Below are 20,104 nucleotides of genomic sequence, written 5' to 3' on the forward strand. Positions count from 1 at the left end.
CACACAGATTGCAGATTTGTTGCAGCCCCGGAAATCCGCCACTTCCACACCAAATTCAAACACCAGCAACACAACGCCCACTAACCCATGTGGCTAAAATGCAACGGTTATCGCCCAGGGTCATCAGCACGAACAGCAGCTCTTCAATGCTTTCACACCGGTCGCAGCGGTCACTGAGTAAGGGGAAGGCATGCGGATCGAGCACGCACAGGTCGGCTTCCATGCCGGGTGCGATGGTGCCGATCCTGTCCTCCATATGCAGCGAGCGTGCCGCACCGGCCGTCGCCAGCCAGAGTGCCTGCGCCGGATGCAGCGACCGGCCCGTCAGTTGGGCGACCTTGTAGGCCTCGCCCATCGTGCGGAGCTGGGAGAGCGATGTGCCTGCCCCGACATCCGTGCCAAGGCCCACGCGCACAGGGCGTCGGGCATCAAGAGCATCGAACAGCCGGAAAAGACCGCTGCCGAGAAACAGGTTGGAGGTGGGGCAGTGCGCGAGGCTGGCGTCGCTTTCATGACAGCGGCAGAATTCTCGTTCCCCGACATGGATGGCGTGGCCGAAAATACTGCGCCGACCGACCAGTCCGGCATGGTCATAGACATCGAGATAGGATGAGCGGTTCGGGAAGAGGCGCGCGACTTCCGCGATCTCACCGGTATTCTCGGCGAGATGGGTCTGCATGAAGAGCCCGTCATGGTCGCGGAGCAGTTGTCCGGCGGCTTCAAGCTGTTCGGGTGTGCTGGTGATCGCGAAGCGCGGGGTCACGGCGTAAAGCAGCCGGTCGCGTCCGTGCCAGCGTGCGATCAGGGCGGCTGAGTCGTCATAGCCCGTGCGAACCGTATCGCGCAGGGTGTCCGGCGCATTGCGGTCCATCAGCACCTTTCCCGCGATCATGCGGGCACCAAGCCGTTCGGCCTCCGCGAAGAAGGCATCCACGGATTGCGGGTGGACCGTGCAGTAAACGGCGGCTGTCGTGGTGCCGGAACCGAGGAGTTCAGTGAGAAAGCGCCGGGCGACAGCCTGCGCCACCACCGGATCGGCGAACGTGGCTTCGACGGGAAAGACATACCGGTCGAGCCATTCGAGAAGCTGAGCGCCCCATGAGGCAATCATCGGCAGTTGAGGATAATGGACGTGGGTGTCGATGAAGCCGGCGGAAATCAGGGCGTCGCCGTAATTCACGATGGTGGCGTTGTCCGGCAGGGAGGCGCGCAGGGCGGTCCAGTCACCGACATGTGTAATCAGACCGTTTTCCATCACGACCACGCCGTCCTCCTCCACGAGCAGCGCGTCGGACGGATTGCCCTCGAACGGATTGCCTCGGAAGGTCACGACGCGACCACGGAGAACTGTCGGCTGACTGGCTGGTGTCACAGGGACCCTCTTATGTTCTGTAAGGACGCCGGGATGTTACGATGATGATATGACCATTCACGGTTCTTTGAAACGAAGGGGGACATGCACAAAGGTGCCGTAGTCGCGCCGGTTTCCGCCCGCTATGGGAAGGAATGGGCGGTGCGGCCCGTTTTCCGCGCCTTTTCAGAATGAAAGAGGGCATGGTGAAGCGGATCTGGCGACGCCTCAATGATCAGCAGGCATCTTCTCCCCAGTCCCGGACATGGGGCCATGCGGGTGAACCGAAGCCGGACAGCGCCGGAGCCGAGCCGGACGCGCCTACATCCTCAACCCCCTCAGGTTCTGCGGATTCGAAGAAAAAGAGCCGCCATATTTCCACCCGGGAGGCGGTTCGCAGGTTCAGGTCTCATGCACAGGAAGACAGAAAGCATGAGGAGGTCGTCCGTGTCGGGCTGGAGGATGCGCTCTGGTCCGATCTCTATCACCACGCGCTGACGGCCAACTGGGTGACCTTCACGTTCTGGGCCGTCGTGTCCTACGTGGTGGTGAACCTCTTCTTCAGCATTCTGTATGCGCTGGTGCCCGGCGAGGTCACGGGACCGCATCCGCTGTCGTTCTGGGATCTGTTCTTTTTCAGCGTGCAGACTCTTTCGACCGTCGGGTACGGCGGCATGACGCCGACGGGGATCGGCGCCAACATCATCGTGTCTTTCGAAGTGCTGCTCGGCATGATGATCAACGCGCTGGCGGCGGGCGCGGTTTTCGCCCGTATTGCCCGCCCGCGTGCACGCATCATTTTCAGCAACAAGGCGGTGATATCGGATGAATCAGGGGTGTCGGTGCTGTGCATCCGCATCGCCAACTGCCGTCGCAGCCTGATCCTGTCGGTTGATGTGGAGGTAGCGCTGTCGCGGCTGATCGTCACGCATGACGGGCATCTCGAGCGGCGTTTCGAGCCGCTGACGCTGGTGCAGGCGCATGTGCCGGTGTTGCGTTTCGCTTTTGTGCTGGCGCACGTGCTCACCGAGGCCAGCCCCCTGCACCGCCATTCTCTGGACGAGTTGAAGACGGAAGAGGCCGAGATCATCGTCACCGTCACGGGAACGGACGAGGCGATGGGCCAGACGGTGTTTGCGCGGACGGCCTATGCGTTCGACAAGGTGATGCATAATCATCGCTTCGTGGACATCATCCATACCCGCCCCACGGGTGGGCTGGCGGTGGATTATTCGAAATTCCACGATGTCGAAGAGCATCTTTCGGGTGGATTGCATCCGGAAGAGAAAATCGTCGGCTGAGAGCTGGACGTCGTGCTGTAGACGTTTGACCGTATTGATGTTTTTTTATCAGTTTGCCTTTAAGGTGATGGGGATATTGCGTAGCATGTCCAGCCATTTGGCACCCGGTTACTTTTTGAGTATTGGCGCACGATGAACTCTTCTCTCCCGTCCGTCGCGATCGCCCTGTTTGTCAAGAATGAGTTTTCTGACATTGCGGGCTGGATCGCCTGGCACATGGCGTTCGGGGTGAAGACTCTTTTCATATTCGAAGATCATTCATCGGACGGGACGTGGGAAATCATTCAGGCCGCGGCCAGATGCTACGATATTCGGGCCGTCCGCACGGACCCTGTGGCCCAGCCCGATTTCTATCTGCGCCAGCGCGATAGTTTTCTGGCGGCGGCGGCGGAATGCCGGGGAAAATATGACTGGCTCGGTTTTCTGGATGGCGATGAATATCTCTATCTTCGTCACACCAGCAGCCTGCCGCAGTTTCTTGCCGGTATTCCCTCAGATGCGGCGGCCATTGCGTTCTCCTGGCGGATTTACGGCAGTTCCGACAAGGTGGTCCGTCCACGGGTGACGGCGGTCGAGGCGTTCACACAGCATTCGCGCGCGGAACTGGGCGACAACGAACTGGTCAAGAGTTTCGTGCGGCCTGAAAGGATGGGGCAGACTTACCTCAATCCCCATGTGTTCGATGTCCCCGGCGAGGATTATGTGCGGCCCAATGGCGAGAGGGTGGAGCATCTGGTGCCGGTCCAGCCGGTCGACTGGTCGGATGCCTTCGTCATGCATTTCATCTGCCGCAGCATGGAGCATTATATCCAGCGCATAAAACGGCGCATGAACAGCGATCTGTCCGACAGTCAGGGCGAGTGGCGGCGCTTCGATCACAATGATCTGACGGACTCCGAGCCGCTCCGGCTCCTCCCTGCGGTCCACAATGCCCTGCTTCCGATTTACCGGGCCATGGTCGAGGATGCGATCACAACGCTGCGCCAGACCGCACCGCTTGAGCGTCATGCCGGCGAAGTTAAGGCGGAGATTGAAAAGCCGCGTATGGTCCGTGTGCGGTCACATCTCGAGACCTATCTGTATTTTGCTCCAGCCACGCAGGAGATCGTCAACGCCACGATGGGCGAGGCGGACACGCATGGACTGCTGCCTGTTTTCGGAGCCATGTTCCCGTCCACGCCCGATATGGTCACGTTCTTCCTGCCCGGCCATGCGGGACGCAATCTGAAATTCGCGGAAGATGACCGCGTATCCGATCAGCCGATCTACAGGCTTTACAGGCTGGAGTCCGGCGATACGGCACTGATGAATCCCATGAATGGCCTTTTCGCCTGTTTCATTCCCTCCAAAGAGGAGGAAGGTTACGGTCGTGTTGAGGTCAATCGCCATAAGATAAACGGCTGGGAACAGATGAAGCTGGAGGTTGTCCACGGCTTGGATTACCCCGAAAGCCGGTTCACGCTGCCATTTTCTCCGAACATGCGGACGGAAAGCCGCGAAATCCTTCAGTGGCTCGTTGCTGCGCCGGTCCCGCCGACGGTGAACGCCTTCCTGTGCATGATGTATGAGGTCGCGCCGTCCGTGCGTGAGGAAGTCAGTCGTCGCATACCGGGGTTGCTGTTTCCGTTCCTGTAAGAGGCTGTTTCAAAAGCGCTCTGCTGAGCGCGACAGACCCTGAGGGTGTGTGCGACCGGCGTGGTTTTTTGAGCACTGAAGCGAAGCGGCCATGCGGGCCATGAGTATCGGAGCGAGGGAAACGCGCTGCGGATCGCCAGCAGAGAGCTTTTGAAACAGCCTTCTAAGCGGTCGGGCGGTCCTCCGGTGGCCGCCGAATGATGTCAGGGCGACCGACGGACGCTTCGCGGCGAGCCGGGGCCGAGCTGTTCTGCTTTTGCCCCGTGCCGGTGGGGCTCAGGGGACGTTCACTCTTTCGTGTCCATGCCGCCCATCCTGCACAATATCTCCCAGTGGTCGGCCGAAACGGGCACTACGGAAAGCCGTGACTGGCGCACCAGCGCAAGCTCTGACAGTTCCGGCGAGGCCTTGATCTCGGCCAGCGTGACGGATCGCGGCATGGGGGCAACGGCCTTCATGTCCACGCACACCCATGCACCATTGTCCGCTGTCGGGTCAGGATAGGCCTCGCGGGCTATCTCGACGATGCCTACGATCTCGCGTCCCACGTTCGAATGATAGAAGAAGGCGAGATCACCTTGCTTCATGGTCGCAAGATTCTTCTTCGCCTGATGGTTGCGCACGCCGGTCCACGGCTCGATATCATTGATAACCTGCTCATCCCACGAGAAGGCGTCAGGCTCGGATTTGACCAGCCAGTAGCTCCGGTCGGCGCTCATTCGGCCAGTTGCCCGTCGCGGAATACGGTGCGCAGCGGGCGGATGATGACGCTCTCGAACAACCCGACCTTGGCGTAAGGGTCGCCAGCCGCGAAACCTTCGGCTTCGGCCTGATCCGCGACGTCCACCATGACCATGCTGCCGGAGGGCTTGCCGTCTGCTCCCATCATCGGTCCTGCGAACTGGATGCGTGAGGCGTAGGTTTTGAGATAGGCCAGATGATCCGGACGGGTGGCCGAGCGTGTTGGGAAGTGGCCCGGCTTGTCGGTGCAGATGATGGCGAACAGCATGGAAGGTCTCCGTATTGAGATCAGGGAGGGCCGCCCATGCAAAGGGCGACCCGTGCCAACTCGCCCATGATAGTGTAGGAGGACAGCCCGCACGACCCCCGGCCCTGTCCGCGTCCCGACTTTCGCGCCATCTTTCGCGCGCGCGAACGGTGCGTCATAAAGGGTGACTTTATCCACTGGGCGCTCCGTACGCCCCGGCACGAACGGATGGATCTTGAGCGCGACGCCGACACTGACAGAGCGGGCCGGAGCCCTGTTTCACCGCTATGCCAACCCCGGTCGCTTCCTGCGCCTCGGGGGGAGGCTCCAGCCCTGGCTGACCTGGTCTGCCCTGATCCTCACCGTGATCGGGCTGGGCTGGGGGCTGTTCTACGCGCCCGCCGACTGGCAGCAGGGAGACTCCGTCCGCATCATGTATGTGCATGTACCCTGCGCCTGGCTTGCGTCCTCGGGATACTTTGCGCTCGCGGTATGCTCCGTCCTGTCTCTGGTGTGGAAGCATCCGCTGGCCGATCTGGCGGCGGTGGAGATCGGCCCGGTGGGTGCCTGCGTGACGGCAACCTGTCTGGCGACGGGTTCCCTGTGGGGCAAGCCGATGTGGGGCACATGGTGGGTGTGGGATGCGCGCCTGACCTCGGTGCTGGTGCTGTTCTTTCTCTATCTCGGCCATATCGCCCTGATCCACGCGTTTGACGACCAGCAACGCGGGTATCGCGCCGCCGCTATTCTGGCGCTGGCCGGTGCGGTGGACCTGCCGATCATCAAGTTCAGCGTCCAGTGGTGGAATACGCTGCACCAGCCGGACAGCATTACGCTGACCGGGGCTCCGACGATGTCGCACGCCATGCTCTGGCCGCTGTTCGTCTCCACCATAGGCTTCACGCTCGGTTTCGCGGCCATTGTCGTCGCCCGGCTGCGCGCGGGCGTGATGGAGAGCCGCATCCGAAGTCTGCTGTCGAGCCCGCGCCGGACCGCTTCACAGGCGGAGGCGTCCGCATGACTCATCTGCCTTATATATTGGCTGCCTACGGGCTGGCTGCCGGTTTCGCGGTGTTCCTGTCGGTGGGAGCCGCGCTGCGTCTGAAGCGCGATCGTGCCAGACTGGCAGCCCTTGAAGCGTCGCATGGTGGCCGGGGACGGCGGGGAGGAAACGCATGAAACGCAAGACGCGTCGTCTGTGGCTCGTCATCGCCTGCGTGGCCGGTCTCGGGACCGCCGCCGGGCTGACGCTTTCGGCCTTCTCCTCCAATATCCAGCTTTTCATGGCCCCGTCGCAGATCATGGCGAAGACCCCTGCGCCAGACCGCACCATTCGTCTGGGTGGCATGGTCGTGGCCGGGTCCGTGAAGCGGGAGCGGCAGGGTGAGACGCCCATTAATATCTTTCAGGTGACGGACGGGCAGGCCGCCGTGACCGTCCGTTTCGAAGGTATTCTCCCGGACCTGTTCCGCGAAGGCCAGAGCGTGGTGGCCGTGGGAACGATGGACCCGGACAAGACCTTCATGGCCTCCGAAGTGCTGGCCAAGCATGACGAGACCTACATGCCCAAGGAAGTGGCGGAAGCGTTGCAGAAATCCGGCAAATGGGACCCGAAATTCGGGCCTCCGCCTGATCCGGCAAGCTGGAACGCCATGACCGGCAAGGAAGTGGCGGCGGGCGGGAAGAAGTGATGCTGCCTGTCAGTAAGTATTATGGAACTCTGCCTCGCTCTCTGGCGGCAGACACACCCTCCTGCCCTTTGTTTTATCGAATGAATCGCTTCCAGAAGCATCGCTTCTGGTGGGGGTTCGTGGGCAGAGCGCCCGTCTTTTTCTCTCAGCAAAGCGAGGACGCATGAGTCCGGAACTCGGCCGTTTTGCGCTGGCGCTGGCCTGCGTGTTTGCTCTTGCGCAGGCGATCCTGCCGATATGGGGAGCCCGGAGGCGTGACCGTCGCCTGATGGCCATCGCGCCGGGGCTGGCCATCGGTCAGCTTATCGCGCTGCTCGCATCGTTCCTCTGTCTCGTGAACGCGGCAGTGACCAACGATTTTTCGGTCTCAAACATCCTTGAGAACAGTTCTGTCACCAAGCCGCTGCTCTACAAGATCAGCGGCGTCTGGGGGAATCATGAAGGGTCGGTTCTGCTCTGGACGCTGATTCTCGGCCTTTGCGGCGCGGCAGTCGCGGCCTTCGGACGCAACCTGCCGTCAGCACTGCGGGCGCGGGTGATCGGCGTGCTGGGCGGTGTGGCCGCCGGGTTCGAACTGTTCTGCCTCATCACATCCGATCCGTTCGATCGCGTGTGGCCTGCGCCGCTCGACGGGCAGGGCATGAACCCGCTGTTGCAGGACCCCGGCCTCGCCTTCCATCCGCCGATTCTCTACACCGGTTACGTCGGATTCGCCGTGCCCTTCGCCTTCGCCATCGCGGCCCTCATGGAAGGGCGCGTCGATGCGGCATGGGGGCGCTGGGTGCGTCCGTGGGCTGTGGCGGCGTGGGCCTTCCTGACCTGCGGCATCGCCCTCGGGTCATGGTGGTCCTATTATGTGCTGGGCTGGGGCGGCTACTGGTTCTGGGATCCGGTGGAAAATGCCTCGCTGATCCCCTGGCTGTCCGGCACGGCGCTGATGCACTCCGCCATCGTGGTCGAGAAGCGCGAGGCGCTGAAGATCTGGACCGTCCTGCTGGCTATCGGCACGTTCTCCTTCTCGTTGTCCGGCACGTTTCTCGTGCGCTCGGGCATCCTCAACTCGGTCCATGCTTTTGCACAGGACCCGGCGCGCGGCATTTTCATCCTTGCCCTGCTGGGCGTGGTGATTGGCGGTTCGCTGGCGCTGTTCGCGTGGCGCGCTCCCTCGCTGACGACAGGCGGTCTGTTCGCTCCGGTCTCGCGTGAAGGCTCGCTGGTTCTGAACAACATCCTGCTCTGCTCGATCTGCGCCGTGGTGCTGACCGGCACGATGTATCCTCCCTTCATGTCCCTGCTGTTCGGCAAGACGATCTCGGTCGGCAAGCCGTTCTTCGATGCAGCGACGATTCCGCTGGCCATTCCGCTGTTCATCTTCATGGGCTTCGGACCGATGCTGCCGTGGAAACGGGCGCAGTTGTGGCCGGTCATGAAACGTCTGTGGGTGGCTGCACTGGCGACGCTGGCCGCGTTCGCGGTGACGATGATCGGTCTCTCCGGCCTGCTGCCGATCCTGTGTGCGACGCTGGCTGTGTGGGTTATCACGTCCAGCCTGACCGACCTCGCCGGTCGGCTGGGGCTGTTTCGCGTGTCGCTTGGTCAAAGCTTCCAGCGGGCGAAATCCCTGCCACGCTCCGCGTTCGGCGCGGGACTGGCCCATATTGGGGTTGGTGTGAGTGTGCTGGGGCTGGCGGTGATGTCGCAGGCCCAGCACAAGATCGTCGAGGTGCATGTCGGGCAGAGCGAGCAGCTTGCGGGATATGAATGGACGCTGACCGGCGTGCGGAATGTTCCCGGTCCCAATTATACGGCGATGGAGGCGACCATCGAGATCCGTCATGACGGTCATCTCGTGACGGTGATGCATCCTTCCAAGCGCAGCTTCAACACGCAGAACCAAACGACCACCGAAGTGTCGATCCATACCAACGGTCTGGCGGATCTCTATGGAGTGATCGGGGACAAGCATGGGCCGGACGACAATCCGACCTATGTTCTGCGTTTGCATTATAATCCGCTGGCGCCGTGGATGTGGTTCGGGGCGCTGATCATGGCGATGGGCGGGGCGTTGTCTCTCTCCGACCGCCGTATGCGTGTGGGCGCTCCGAGGCGCGCCGTGGCTTCTGACGTGGTGGCAGCAGAATGAACAGTGAAGAAGTCTCTCCGGGCGACGACAGGAAGTCCGTGACCCGGCGGCGTCTGCTGCTGGGCGTGCCGATGGTCGGCGCCGGCGTGTGTGGCGTCGCATTCTGGAAAATGCTGTCGGGCATGCAGGCCGGGTCTTTCAACCCGCATGACATCAACGCCCCCGTGACGGGTCGCCCGGTGCCGGACTTCACACTGCCGGATCAGCCGCCGGGCACGGGCTTTGCTGCGGCTGACCTGAAAGCGCTGACCGCGCCGGTTCTGGTGAACTTCTTTGCTTCATGGTGCATTCCGTGCATCGCGGAAATGGAGGCGCTTCTGGCGCTTCAGAAGCACCTGCCGATCTGGGGCATCGCCTACAAGGACAAGATTGAGAACGCGACGGGGCTGCTCAAGCACGCCGGGAACCCGTACTCGCGCATCGGCAGTGATCGGAACGGACGCGTGGCGATCGACTGGGGTGTGTCCGGCGTGCCGGAGAGCTTCCTGATCGCGCCCGGAGGTCTGATCGTCTGGCATAGCGCGGCGGGTCTGGATAACAGCGAGGTGCGTGACGGCCTGAATGCCGCGCTGAAAGCCGTGGGCGGCCGATGAACAGGCTTCTCCGGACGGGTCTTGCCGGGGCGATGGTGGTCTTGCTGTCGGCGCCGGTTGTTGCGCTTGCGGTCGATGATCCGTCTGAGATGCTGTCGGACCCGAAGCAGGAATCGCGGGCGGAAGCCATTGGCGCCCAGCTCCGCTGTCTGGTCTGCCAGAATGAATCCATCGAGGACAGCGGTGCCACTCTGGCCCGGGATCTGCGCACGGTGGTGCGTGAGCATGTGGCGAAGGGCGAGAGCAACCAGCAGGTCATCGACTGGATGGTGGCGCGCTACGGTAATTTTATCCGCCTCAGCCCTCCGGTGACGGTGGCGACCCTGCTTCTGTGGGGCATGCCCGTGCTGGCGCTGATCATGGGACTTGTCGCGGCGGCGCTGGCCTTCCGCCGCCGCCGTTCAGGTCCTGCGCCATTGAGCGAGGCCGAACAGACGCGGCTGAAGGAGTTGAGCGATGGCCACTGACTGTTTTTTTGGGTGTGACGCATGATCTGGCCCGGTATCGCTTTTCTGAGTGTGCTTACGCTGCTGCCTGCGGGTGTCACGGTGTGGCGTCGGAGTGCCGCGCGTGATGAACGAAGCGCCGCGCTGGAGCTCCACGAGGCGCAACTGGTCGAACTCGACCGCGACCTCGATGTCGGCATGATCGTGCCTTCCGAGCACGGCATTGCGCGGCTTGAAATCCAGCGACGCATTCTGGTGGCGGATCAGGCTCCGGCTGTGATGGTGGACCGGGCGGCGCGGACACGGATCGCCATCGCTCTGGCGCTGATTCCGATGTTCGCCGTCGCCCTTTACCTGACGGGCGGACATCCCGGCTTCCCGGCCCAGCCGCTCAAGCCACGTCTGGAAGCCATGGCCGCCCGCGACGCGAAAGCGGGTAAGGTCATCGACCAGTTGAAGGATGCGCTCGCGAAGATGCCGGCGGACGATCCGAGCCTGAGGCAGGGCTACATCCTGCTCGGGCAGGCGGAAGCGTCGCGCGGTCATGATAAGGGAGCGGCCGATGCGTGGCGCAAGGCGCTGGCGCTGGAGTTCCAGCCCGATCTGGCGATTCAGCTTGCTGAAGAGCAGGTCCGGGTGGACGGGCATATCAGCGCGGAGAGTCTGGCGCTCTATCAGCGGGCACTGGAAGCCGCGCCGAAAGACGCTCCATGGCGTCAGGCGGTGGAACAGCGCATCGCACAGGGCGAGCATGAGCAGGAACAGCCCTGAGGGATGCTGTTCGGAACATGAAGAGCGGCCGCCGGTGAAGAGCTTTTCGAGCGGCTCTGTTACAGGACTGTAAGCTGCCGGACGCTTGCCGGGTGAACTGCTTTCCGTGCAGTGTTCTGCGCCTTGCCGGGAGAATGTCGTGTCTCCCCGTTCTTGATCCGGTCGATTTTGGCCTTTATGTGGCGGTAATCCTTGGAAGTTCCGGTTTATGGACCAGATTGTCAGTGCGCCCACTGTTGAGCATACAAGCGCGGTTTTCCCCGAAGGAGTGACGCTCGACTGCGGAACCGTTCTGGCCCCCGTCGAGATCGCCTACCGCACTTACGGCACGCTCTCGGCGAAGCGGGACAACGCCATCCTCATCTGTCACGCGCTGACGGGTGATCAGTATGTTGCAGAGACACATCCCCTCACCGGGAAGCCCGGCTGGTGGTCGCGGATGGTCGGGTCGGGAAAGCCGATCGATACGGACAGGTTCTTTGTGATCTGTTCGAACGTGCTGGGTGGCTGCATGGGGTCCACGGGGCCCCGTTCACCACGCCCGGTGACAGGCGGCGGAACGCCCGATGCCCCGGAACCTTGGGGAACCGATTTTCCACCGATCACCATCCGCGACATGGTGCGGAGCCAGCATCGTCTGGTGAAGCATCTGGGTATTGACCGGCTGTTTGCCGTCGTGGGCGGCTCCATGGGCGGAATGCAGGTGCTTGAGTGGGCGGCGACCTATCCGGAGATGGTGTTCGCGGCCGTGCCGATCGCCACGGCACCGTTTCACTCTGCCCAGAATATCGCCTTCAACGAGGTCAGTCGTCAGGCGATATTCGCCGATCCGGACTGGCATGGTGGCCGCTACTGGGAAACGGGCGCGATTCCGGCCCGTGGTCTCGCCGTCGCGCGGATGATGGCGCACATCACCTATCTCTCGGAAGAGGCTTTGACCCGGAAGTTCGGGCGTCGGGTCAGGCCGTGCAACGACACGACAGGCAAGGCAGCCGGAACGCTTTCGACGTTCGGTGATATTTTTGAGGTCGAATCCTATCTCAGGCATCAGGGTTCGACATTCGTCCGACGTTTCGATGCCAACTCCTACCTCACCATCACGCGTGCAATGGATTGGATGGATCTGGGGCAGGAGCATGACGGCGAGTATGCCGGGCCGTTCGTCGGCACAGGCACGCGGTTCTGCGTGATCAGCTTTTCATCGGACTGGCTGTTTCCCACCTCACAGTCGCGGATCATCGTGCATGCCCTGACGCGGGCTGCGGCCAACGTGTCCTTTGTCGAGATCGAGAGCGACAAGGGGCACGACGCGTTTCTGCTGGACGAGCCGGATTTCGACCGGACGGTGAGGGGTTTTCTCAGCGGTGCGGCTGAACATGCCGGGCTCTCTCGCCGGGCTGCGCAGGAGGGCACACATGCGTCTTGATCAGCGTCTGATCGCCGACATGATTACACCCGGCACCCGCGTCATGGATATTGGCAGCGGGGATGGCACGCTGATCGACCATCTGTTCCGCACACGTGGATGCGATGCGCGGGGGATCGAAATCGACATGGAGGAGGTGACGCGTTCCGTGGCGCACGGGCTGCCTGTCGTGCATGGGGATGCGGATCACGATCTGGCCCATTATCCCGATGACAGTTTCGATTACGTGGTGCTTCAGCGTACGTTGCAGGCTGTCGAACGTCCGCGTGAGGTTCTGCGGCAGATGCTGCGTATCGGCCGTTATGCCATCGTGTCTTTTCCGAATTTCGGCCACTGGGAAATGCGGCTGAAGCTGCTTTTCAGTGGCAGGATGCCGAACACGGCCGTCTGGCACACGCCATGGTACGCCACGCCGAACATCCATCCCTGCACGATCAGGGATTTTCTCGCCCTGTGCGATGAGGATGGTTACCGCGTTCATGAATGGATGGCGATTGACGAAGACGGCGACAGAGCGCCCTGGCGTCGTTCGATCCGGCTTGCAAACATATTTGGAGAACAGGCGCTTTTCCGTCTCGGCAAAGGAAATGTGTGAGGCGCGTACTCTGTTGGTCGCGATAGACGGCGGTGCGACAAAAACACTTCTGAGGATTGTGACGCCTGACGGAGACGTCCTCGGTGAAGGGCGGAGCGGCCCGGCCAACATCGCAACGGATACGGAGCAGGCGGCCCGGTCGATCCGTGCAGCGTTTGATCAGGCCATTTTTACTGCGGAACTGACGGAAGATGTCTGGCGTGGTGCGTTCACATGGGTCGCGGCTGCTGGGCTGGCTGGTGCCGAGGTGGCTGGATGCAGCGACAGAATTCGTGATCTTTGCGAATTTTTAACGGTTTTTGACGTTCGGACGGATGCCTATACATCCTGCCTTGGTGCTCATGGTGGCCGGGATGGCGCAATTGTTGCGATTGGCACAGGTAGCGTCGGTTTTGCAATTCGCGGCGAGCAAACTCACCGGGTTGGAGGCTGGGGTTTTCCGCAGGGAGATGAAGGCGGCGGAGCGCATATCGGGCTGAAGGCGCTCCGTCATATGCTGTGGGTGGCGGATGGACGCACGGCGGAGACGGAGCTCGCGCGTGATGTTTGTCGCTACATCAGGGACGCAGGCGGTGATCCGCTGACGTGGGGCATCGGGGCTTCAGCAACGAAATTCGCGCTTCTGACACCAATCGTAACAAATGCGGCGCAAAAAGAGTGTAAAATTGCTTTAGGAATTCTGGATTATGCAGCGTCAAACATAGAGGTGATTGCCAACACTCTTTTGCAGGGAGAGGATTTTTCTTCCCTGAAACTGGCATTTCTGGGAGGGTTGAGTCCGGTTCTTATGCCGCGACTTTCAAAAACTCTCAGCGACAGGATTGTTTTTCCTGAAGGATCTTCTCTTGACGGTGCGACTGCATTGGTTCGTAAGGTAATGGAGCATCGCAGGGCGTAACAGACACGGTTTCCGGAAAAAGAAAACTGAAAGATTTTTTACTGTACCGAGGAATTTTTGTCAGGCGCATCACTTCAAGCTTGAGTCACCTGCGGAAATAATGTAGGGACAGTACTGTTTTTCAAGGCGGTCTATTAACAAAAAGACTAAAAAGACCGTATATCAGTGTGTTACAGGTTTCACGATCAACGGGGTGGTCACTGTCAACTCAAGGATGACAGGCTGATATTGATGATCGGCGGACCAGAAACTGTTGTGCGGGACTGGCTGAAAGGCAAGAACTGCATGAACTTTACTCCGTACGCATCCCAAAGAGGTGTCTTCACTCAATGACCACGTTTGCCGATCTCCAGCTTGCCGAACCCTTGCTGCGGGCTCTTACCGAAGAAGGTTACACAGAACCGACGCCCATTCAGGCGCAGTCCATTCCGCACCTTCTGGCCGGTCGTGATCTGCTGGGTCTTGCGCAGACGGGTACGGGCAAGACGGCCGCTTTCGCGCTGCCGATCCTTCAGCATCTCCTGACTCATCGTCGCCCTGCCACCCCCAAGGGTCCCCGCGTTCTGGTGCTGGCTCCCACACGGGAACTGGCGTCGCAGATCGATGAGAGCTTCAAGGCGTATGCCCGTCACATGAAGCTGACGCATGCCGTCATCTTCGGCGGTGTTGGGCAGGGGCGTCAGGTCGAGGCCATGCGGCGCGGCGTTGATGTTCTCGTTGCGGCTCCCGGTCGTCTGCTCGATCTCATGGGGCAGGGTTTCATTGATCTGCGGGATCTTGAAGTCCTCGTCCTTGATGAAGCCGACCGTATGCTGGACATGGGTTTTGTCCGTGACATCCGGCGCATTGTCGCGGTGCTCCCGAAGGATCGCCAGACGCTACTGTTTTCCGCGACGATGCCGCACAGTATCACTGAGTTGGCGAACAGCCTGCTGCGTGATCCTGCCAAGGTTGAGGTGACGCCGCCGTCGAGCACGGTCGATCGTATCCGGCAGGCGGTGATGTTCGTGGAGTCCGACCACAAGAAGGACGCCCTTCTTCTTCTGCTCAACTCGCCCAAGGTTGTTCGCGCCGTCGTCTTCACGCTGATGAAGCATGAAGCCAACAAGGTAACCGAATTCCTGAACAAGCATGGCATCACGGCTGAAGCCATTCACGGCAATAAGTCACAGGGTGCGCGTGAGCGGGCAATGAGCGGGTTCCGTTCGGGAGCTGTGAAGGTGCTCGTTGCGACCGATATTGCGGCACGTGGTATTGATGTCGATGACGTCTCGCATGTCTTCAATTATGACCTCCCGAATATCCCCGAGAGCTATGTTCACCGCATCGGTCGTACAGCGCGCGCGGGCCGTGAGGGCTGGGCCGTATCGTTCTGTGATTCCGAACAGCGCGCGTGGCTGAAGGATATCGAGCGCACGATCGGCAAAAGCGTTCCCGTGGTCAGGGATCATCCCTATCATTCAGATGCTGCCGAGAATTCGACGATGCGGCCTCCCGTTCTGGGTGGCGGCGGTGGTCGTGGCCGGGGCGGCCCGCCTCGCGGCGGGAATGGTGGTAATGGCGGCCGCCGGAGTGGCGGCGGCGGCGGCGGTGGCGGCGGTGGTCGTCCTTCAGGAACGCGCCGGGTCGCATAATTTCTGAAACTCCCACGGTTTCAGAACGGGCAGTTCAGACTCGCATGATGCGATCCTGAACCGCCCGTTTTTATATTGTGGATGATTTGTCACGCTCGTGTGGCATAAGACGATCATGAGCAAGACTACGCCTGCGACAGCCTTTTTGCGTCGTGCCGAAATCCCCTTCGAGACCCTTCTGTATGATTACGACCCTTCGGTTGAGAAGTTGGGAGTTCATGCAGCCGCGGCAGTGAATGAGCCTCCCGAGCGGGTTTTCAAAACCCTGATGACGGATGTGGATGGAAAGCCGGTATGTGCGGTGATCCCCGTCGCGCGGGAACTGAGCCTGAAAAAGCTGGCCACGGCATGCTCTGGCAAAATCGCGAAAATGATGAAACCCGCCGATGCGGAACGGGTGACCGGCTACAGAGTCGGGGGGATCAGTCCCTTCGGAGGGCGCAAGGTGGTTCCGACGTTTGTGGCGCAGGAAGTGCTGGAGCAGCCTTATATTCTGTTGAATGGCGGAGGGCGTGGCGTTCAGGTGAAGCTTGCCGTGCCTGATGCTCTTGCTGTGATGAATGGGCGGACTGCCGATCTTCTGGCGGTAATCAGCTGACTCTCAATGTTTCGTTTCTATAAAGAAATGAAACATATTGTTTTATTTTCATCATGTTTTTCGTTTCGCTGCATTAAACTAAAATATTTCAGTCTATATTGGATGAAATATTGATGCTGTATCCTGATAAATAACGCTTCAAGACGCCCGATTTTGGTGTGGAGACGGATATTTTCTCTCTTTGCCGGACAGGGTGATGATCAAACACGCTGCTCCGGCTTTCTTATAAGAACTGGAGAGAGGCGTTTTGACTGGCCAGAATTTTGATGCCTGCCTTGATTTTGTACGGACGGCTGAGGGTGGATATACGGATGATCCCAAGGATCCTGGAAACTGGCTTCAGGATGAGAAGGGACGCAAGGACGTCCTGATCGGCAGTCGTTACGGAGTATCCGCGCCGATGCTCGCGGCGTGGATGCGACCGAAAAACATTACAGCCGACACGATGCGGGATCTTGATCTTGAGACGTTCGATGCGATCGCGCGCTCAAGATTCTGGAACCCGCTTGCTTGTTCCGCCTTGCCGGCGGGGCTGGATCTGATGATTTTCGACTTCGGCTGGAACTGTGGCATCCAGAGTTCGGCAGCGCTGCTGCAGCGGATGCTGGGGGTGACGATGGATGGAATCATTGGACCGCATACGCTTGCCGCGCTCGCGCAGGCAGATGTGGCGGATATTCTTCCCCAGATCGACCCGGACAATCTGACCCTCCTTCATGCCCGCCTTGGGCTGCCTCCCAGCAGTGGGATTGGTCAGGAGGTCAAGCGTGCTCTGGCGCGTCAGCAGGCCATGGGAATGCTGCTTGTCCTTGTGCTGTCCAGCATGCAGGAGCGCGAGTACCGGATCCGGTCCGGCTTCCGGCGGTGGGGGCGCGGCTGGCTCGCCCGGACGAAGCGGCGTACGGAAACCGCGCTTGCTCTCGTCACGGCTGCCGCGGGCCGGGATACAGCTGATTCTCTGTTCTGGGGTATTCCGCGATCCGGGGATGCTGCCCAGTCCTGATTTGACGGAGGGGCTTGATTCTCGTCATGATACAGTAATGACAGTGTATTCACCCGGCGCAGCAGAAAGTCTCGCTCCTTTGTTGAACGAAAGTGCGGCGGGGGAAGGTGAAATCTCATCGCCTGAAGCCACACGGGAGCGTGCCTTCCAGATCGGACGTCTTGCAACCCAATGTACAGCAGCGGTCGTCGCCGGGAATCGGGAAGACGTCATAAAGAGCAGCGCCGGATTTGTGGAAGGTCTGCTGAATCTCTGGGCCGATCAGGGTGTGGATCCGGCAGCCGTATGGGTTGAACTTCATTGTCGGACCGAAATGGGAGAGCTGTGTTTTCAGCTCAGCCGGGTTCCCGGACGCCTGAAAAAACGGCGTGCGGGAGCCTGGCGTATCGCGACAAGCAAATTGCCCTGACTCTTCCGGTCACGTTCTTCAAAGCCTTTTTTGATACAGGCCTTTGTCCCTGAAAATGCTCCGCCCCGGAGTGGGGCGCTTTTTTCAGAAGGGCAGATTTCAAGCGTTTATTGCCCGATATTCCTGCTGTGGCTTCCCCTCCGGGTTTGCGGCTCTGAATGTCCAGCAGGGTGCTCCGTCCGTGTTCGGATATGGAACTGAATTTCCTCTCGCGGCGCATGTTCGTGTAAGGGCAGTTCTCCGGTCTTAAGAGGCTGTTCAGTTCTGACCGGCAAGGCAGGGGTGATGATGCTGTTTCGACAAGAGAAATTGCCGTGCCGTCCTGCCGCAGGGTCTGTTGTGACGCTCCGGAATGTGCGGGTGGCCTGAGCAGAGACCGATGAGTTTTTTTTCCATCCTCTCGGATCATGTTCCGGACTGGGCCTCAATTCAGAGGGCTGGCGGCGCCGCCGTGAAAGTCGTGGAACGGAATCCGACTTCCATCCCCGCTCTTACGGTGGAGGGGGTGCTGATCCTGTCCGTCCTCACCGGTCTGCGGCGTGGGTTCTCCCGGGAAGTTCTGGGGATCGCCTGCTGGATTGGCGCGGCTTTCATCGCCGCGACATATCATCACAACGTAGCCCTGCGGGTGTTTTCGGGACTGGACTCGCAGGAGTTGGCCGACGGTCTCGCGTTCGGAATCCTGTTTCTTGGCGGCCTTGTGGCCGGGGCGATGGCGTCCGGTGTGTTCGTGCGTCTGATCCGTATGTCGCCGCTGGGAGGCATGGATCGTCTTCTGGGAGCCGGTTTCGGCGGTTTGCGGGGCGCCGTGCTGATCGTGACATTCTATCTGATGAGCAACTGGGCCATTACAACCGGGGCCGGGGCTTCCCATATGGAGAAAAGCGGGAGTGCAGGGAGTGATATTACGGTCGCGCTGTCCCATATGGCATCCATAATAGCGAGATTCGTGCCTCCAGACCTTGCACACGACGCCCGCTCGCGTCATGACCTGCGCGGGCCGGATGCGCCCGGCGAGGCTTACCCAGAGAACCCCTGAGACCAGCGCGCCCGGACTGCGCGGTGGAGGCGGGGGAAGGATGAAAACTGATGTCCGAACCGCTTTCTCTCCGGCAGACGACGGTGACCACTCACCCCTGGGCCGACGACCAGCAGGAGGGGGATGACAAGTTCCACGAGGAATGCGCGGTCTTCGGCACCTGGAATGTCGCCGACGCCTCGCCCATCACGGCACTGGGACTGCATGCCCTCCAGCATCGCGGACAGGAAGCGTCGGGCATTGTCAGCTACGACGGACAGAAATTTTCCTCTCATCGCGGCTTGGGTCTTGTCGGCGATGTTTTCCACGACACCCGCATCATGGCCGGGCTGCCAGGCGACTGCTCGGTGGGGCACAACCGATACTCCACCACTGGCGACACACTTCTGCGGAACGTGCAGCCTCTCTTCGCCGAATTTGAATTTGGTGGTCTCGCGGTCGCCCATAACGGCAACCTGACGAACGCGCATGGCCTGCGCCGGGCGCTCATCCGGCGCGGTTGCCTGTTTCAGTCCACCACGGACACTGAGGTCTTTGTCCATCTGATCGCCATCTCGCTCTACGCGACGGTGGAAGATCGCCTGATCGACGCGCTGAAGCAGGTTCAGGGCGCTTATTCCCTCGTCGTCCTGTCGCGTGAGGCCCTGATGGGCGTGCGCGACCCGATGGGCGTGCGTCCGCTGGTGCTGGGTAAGCTGCCCGGCGCGGCCAACGATGCAAGCGGCTGGGTGCTGGCGTCGGAAAGCTGCGGCCTCGATATCGTCGGCGCGGAATTCGTGCGCGACGTCGAGCCGGGCGAACTGGTCATCATCGATAAGGACGGCGTGCGCTCCGTCAAGCCGTTCGCGCCCGAGCGGTCCGGCTTCTGCGTGTTCGAATACATCTATTTCGCTCGTCCGGACTCGGTGCTTGACGGCATGCCCGTCTACAATGTCCGCAAGCAGATCGGTGTGGAACTGGCACGCGAGAGCGCGATAGAGGCGGACGTCGTGGTGCCGGTGCCGGATTCAGGTGTCCCGTCGGCCATGGGCTATGCGCAGGAAAGTGGCATTCCCTTCGAACTGGGCATCATCCGCAATCACTATGTGGGGCGCACCTTCATCGAGCCGACGGACCAGATCCGTAACCTCGGCGTGCGCATGAAACATTCCGCCAACAAACCCACGATCAACGGCAAGCGCGTCATTCTCGTGGATGATTCGATCGTGCGCGGAACCACGTCCCGCAAGATCGTGGATATGGTTCGGGCCGCGGGTGCGACGGAAGTCCACATGCGGATTTCCTCGCCGCCGACCAAACATTCCTGCTTTTACGGCATCGACACCCCCGAGCGCAGCAAGCTCCTCGCCGCCCAGCACGATGTGGCGACGATGGCGGAACTGATTGGCGTCGACAGTCTCGCCTTCATCTCGTTCGATGGCCTGTATCGGGCCCTCGGCCACGAGAAGCGTGATGCGGAGCGTGGCCGGTATTGCGACGCCTGTTTTACCGGTGAATATCCCATTCCCCTCGTGGATCACGATGCGGAATTCGGCGTCGGCACAGCCTGAACCGCGAGATTCTGCGGCGGGATAGCAACCCTG

The 20,104-nt window shown here is 60.8% G+C and carries 21 protein-coding genes; 18 read left to right on the top strand and 3 right to left on the bottom strand.

Features of this window, described 5'->3' with window-relative positions:
• Window positions 1-55: 55 nt before the first annotated feature.
• Window positions 56-1,372, bottom strand: a complete 1,317-nt coding sequence (gene guaD / locus GOB81_RS06340; protein ID WP_173569552.1) for a guanine deaminase — start codon at window positions 1,370-1,372, stop codon at window positions 56-58.
• A gap of 182 nt (window positions 1,373-1,554) precedes the next feature.
• On the opposite strand from guaD, the gene GOB81_RS06345 reads away from it, so the two are divergent.
• Complete coding sequence (locus GOB81_RS06345) at window positions 1,555-2,652, top strand: ion channel (RefSeq protein WP_173569553.1); 1,098 nt, start codon at window positions 1,555-1,557, stop codon at window positions 2,650-2,652.
• A 132-nt stretch (window positions 2,653-2,784) separates the two neighbouring features.
• A complete protein-coding gene (locus GOB81_RS06350; RefSeq protein WP_173569554.1) occupies window positions 2,785-4,287 on the top strand; it encodes a glycosyltransferase family 2 protein in 1,503 nt (500 codons plus the stop codon).
• A gap of 287 nt (window positions 4,288-4,574) precedes the next feature.
• On the opposite strand, the gene GOB81_RS06355 is transcribed toward GOB81_RS06350, so the two are convergent.
• Both GOB81_RS06355 and GOB81_RS06360 read right to left on the bottom strand, forming a co-directional pair.
• Window positions 4,575-5,006, bottom strand: a complete 432-nt coding sequence (locus tag GOB81_RS06355) for an EVE domain-containing protein (protein ID WP_173569555.1) — start codon at window positions 5,004-5,006, stop codon at window positions 4,575-4,577.
• Complete coding sequence (locus tag GOB81_RS06360) at window positions 5,003-5,296, bottom strand: YciI family protein (RefSeq protein ID WP_173569755.1); 294 nt, start codon at window positions 5,294-5,296, stop codon at window positions 5,003-5,005. Before GOB81_RS06360 ends, GOB81_RS06355 begins: the two co-directional genes overlap by 4 nt.
• Window positions 5,297-5,510: 214 nt before the next feature.
• Here GOB81_RS06360 and GOB81_RS06365 point away from each other — a divergent pair, with 214 nt between their 5' ends.
• The 16 genes from GOB81_RS06365 (at window position 5,511) to purF (ending at window position 20,071) form a co-directional block, all read left to right on the top strand.
• Window positions 5,511-6,296: a heme ABC transporter permease gene (locus tag GOB81_RS06365; protein WP_173569556.1), complete on the top strand. Its 786-nt coding sequence runs from the start codon at window positions 5,511-5,513 to the stop codon at window positions 6,294-6,296.
• Window positions 6,293-6,454 (top strand): hypothetical protein, encoded by a 162-nt coding sequence (locus GOB81_RS06370; protein WP_173569557.1) that lies wholly within the window; start codon window positions 6,293-6,295, stop codon window positions 6,452-6,454. The genes GOB81_RS06365 and GOB81_RS06370 overlap by 4 nt, the downstream gene beginning before the upstream one ends.
• Entirely contained in the window at window positions 6,451-6,966 is a 516-nt protein-coding gene (gene ccmE / locus GOB81_RS06375) for a cytochrome c maturation protein CcmE (protein WP_173569558.1), read from the top strand. Before GOB81_RS06370 ends, ccmE begins: the two co-directional genes overlap by 4 nt.
• Before the next feature lie 163 nt (window positions 6,967-7,129).
• Window positions 7,130-9,109: a heme lyase CcmF/NrfE family subunit gene (locus tag GOB81_RS06380; RefSeq protein ID WP_173569559.1), complete on the top strand. Its 1,980-nt coding sequence runs from the start codon at window positions 7,130-7,132 to the stop codon at window positions 9,107-9,109.
• On the top strand, window positions 9,106-9,702 hold the full coding sequence (locus GOB81_RS06385) for a redoxin domain-containing protein (protein ID WP_173569560.1): 597 nt from the start codon (window positions 9,106-9,108) through the stop codon (window positions 9,700-9,702). Before GOB81_RS06380 ends, GOB81_RS06385 begins: the two co-directional genes overlap by 4 nt.
• Window positions 9,699-10,169: a cytochrome c-type biogenesis protein gene (locus GOB81_RS06390; protein ID WP_173569561.1), complete on the top strand. Its 471-nt coding sequence runs from the start codon at window positions 9,699-9,701 to the stop codon at window positions 10,167-10,169. Before GOB81_RS06385 ends, GOB81_RS06390 begins: the two co-directional genes overlap by 4 nt.
• Before the next feature lie 21 nt (window positions 10,170-10,190).
• On the top strand, window positions 10,191-10,919 hold the full coding sequence (gene ccmI, locus GOB81_RS06395) for a c-type cytochrome biogenesis protein CcmI (protein WP_173569562.1): 729 nt from the start codon (window positions 10,191-10,193) through the stop codon (window positions 10,917-10,919).
• A 208-nt stretch (window positions 10,920-11,127) separates the two neighbouring features.
• Entirely contained in the window at window positions 11,128-12,345 is a 1,218-nt protein-coding gene (gene metX, locus GOB81_RS06400) for a homoserine O-acetyltransferase MetX (protein ID WP_173569563.1), read from the top strand.
• The gene (gene metW, locus GOB81_RS06405; RefSeq protein ID WP_173569564.1) at window positions 12,335-12,940 is read left to right on the top strand and encodes a methionine biosynthesis protein MetW; all 606 of its coding nucleotides are present in this window, start codon (window positions 12,335-12,337) and stop codon (window positions 12,938-12,940) included. Before metX ends, metW begins: the two co-directional genes overlap by 11 nt.
• A gap of 13 nt (window positions 12,941-12,953) precedes the next feature.
• On the top strand, window positions 12,954-13,838 hold the full coding sequence (locus GOB81_RS06410) for a BadF/BadG/BcrA/BcrD ATPase family protein (protein ID WP_242010103.1): 885 nt from the start codon (window positions 12,954-12,956) through the stop codon (window positions 13,836-13,838).
• 329 nt (window positions 13,839-14,167) lie between these two features.
• On the top strand, window positions 14,168-15,472 hold the full coding sequence (locus GOB81_RS06415; protein WP_173569566.1) for a DEAD/DEAH box helicase: 1,305 nt from the start codon (window positions 14,168-14,170) through the stop codon (window positions 15,470-15,472).
• A 115-nt stretch (window positions 15,473-15,587) separates the two neighbouring features.
• Complete coding sequence (ybaK, locus tag GOB81_RS06420) at window positions 15,588-16,070, top strand: Cys-tRNA(Pro) deacylase (protein ID WP_173569567.1); 483 nt, start codon at window positions 15,588-15,590, stop codon at window positions 16,068-16,070.
• A 247-nt stretch (window positions 16,071-16,317) separates the two neighbouring features.
• A complete protein-coding gene (locus GOB81_RS06425) occupies window positions 16,318-17,073 on the top strand; it encodes a glycoside hydrolase family 108 protein (protein ID WP_173569568.1) in 756 nt (251 codons plus the stop codon).
• A gap of 37 nt (window positions 17,074-17,110) precedes the next feature.
• Window positions 17,111-17,482: a nucleoside triphosphate pyrophosphohydrolase family protein gene (locus GOB81_RS06430; RefSeq protein WP_173569569.1), complete on the top strand. Its 372-nt coding sequence runs from the start codon at window positions 17,111-17,113 to the stop codon at window positions 17,480-17,482.
• Window positions 17,483-17,861: 379 nt separating this feature from the next.
• Window positions 17,862-18,521 (top strand): CvpA family protein, encoded by a 660-nt coding sequence (locus GOB81_RS06435; RefSeq protein ID WP_173569570.1) that lies wholly within the window; start codon window positions 17,862-17,864, stop codon window positions 18,519-18,521.
• 50 nt (window positions 18,522-18,571) lie between these two features.
• A complete protein-coding gene (gene purF, locus GOB81_RS06440; RefSeq protein WP_194299829.1) occupies window positions 18,572-20,071 on the top strand; it encodes an amidophosphoribosyltransferase in 1,500 nt (499 codons plus the stop codon).
• Window positions 20,072-20,104 lie beyond the last annotated feature (33 nt).

The organism is Acetobacter conturbans (assembly GCF_011516755.1).
In the GTDB taxonomy this organism is placed as follows: Bacteria; Pseudomonadota; Alphaproteobacteria; order Acetobacterales; family Acetobacteraceae; genus Acetobacter; species Acetobacter conturbans.